The following is a 1,013-nucleotide window of genomic DNA, read 5'->3' on the forward strand; positions in this document are numbered from 1 at the left end:
TTCCAGTTGAAAGGGGAATTATGCGTTCGCGTAGCGGCTCTTTCAGAGCATCGCATTCCAGTTGAAAGGGGAATTATGCGTTCGCGTAGCGGCTCTTTCAGAGCATCGCGTAGCGGCTCTTTCAGAGCATCGCATTCTCTACCAACCTGGGCTCCTCGATTTGTCAAATTACCCTACATCCGTTTGCCCGCGCCCCCGCCCCACCTAGTAAGGCTAACAATGCTGCTTGTCACCCCGTCAGGTCAAAAAGACACCGGTTAACTAGTTAAAATAACTTAACGTTAATCATCCTTAACAGAAAAGGTACCCTCAAGGGTACTGTGAAGCCAGAGTTAGATCTGACATTCTAGAAATGTGTTGATGAAACCTAATTACAGCAAGAGGTAAAACCCATGCCTTACAAATATCATAAACCCTGTGTGTTCCAAGTTCCGATCAAATTAGAAGTACCCATTGTTCTCGACATCGCTGTCGCTGCTAAGCGTAAGTGCTTTGACAAATATGAGGACATGGAGCTCATTGAGGCCGAAGGTAACGGAGATACTGATCCAGCCGAACCGGTTGGCACTTAGTACCTTTAGGCATCTTTGAAAGGAATCTCTGACGGCTGGCTTTGAATTAGTTGATCTTAATTAATCCCTGGAATACCCCTAGGCTGATCAAGCCAGGGGGTTTTGTCTTGATGCAGTCGCTCATGGGGGGGACCCCCAAGCTCATAAGGGTAGGTTTTTTACAAAGACCTCAGGTGTGGGGTGTGGGGTGTGGGGTGTGGGGTGTGGGGGATAAGAAAGCGATGCATCGCTTCTTCGTTGTTTTCCTTTTCCTCTCCCTCTCGGTCGTCCCATGTTTTACCCAAATGTAAAAAACCTACCCTTATGAGATCTCCCCATCTCCCCATCTCCCTACTCCCCATCTCCCTACTCCCTATCTCCCCATCTCCCCATCTCCCCACACTTCCCACACTTCCCACACTTCTCATCTCCCCATCTCCCCATCTCCCCATCTCCCCATCT

At 49.0% G+C, this 1,013-nt stretch carries 2 protein-coding genes; one reads left to right on the forward strand and one right to left on the reverse strand.

Features of this window, described 5'->3' with window-relative positions; translation table 11 throughout:
* The first annotated feature begins 392 nt into the window (after window positions 1-392).
* Window positions 393-572, forward strand: coding sequence for a hypothetical protein (locus F6K49_RS52945; RefSeq protein ID WP_293111153.1), 180 nt, complete (start codon window positions 393-395; stop codon window positions 570-572).
* Between the two features lie 158 nt (window positions 573-730).
* Here F6K49_RS52945 and F6K49_RS52950 read toward each other — a convergent pair whose 3' ends face one another.
* The gene (locus F6K49_RS52950; RefSeq protein ID WP_293111155.1) at window positions 731-979 is read right to left on the reverse strand and encodes a hypothetical protein; all 249 of its coding nucleotides are present in this window, start codon (window positions 977-979) and stop codon (window positions 731-733) included.
* Window positions 980-1,013: the final 34 nt, after the last annotated feature.

It is taken from the genome of Moorena sp. SIO3I6 (genome assembly GCF_010672095.1).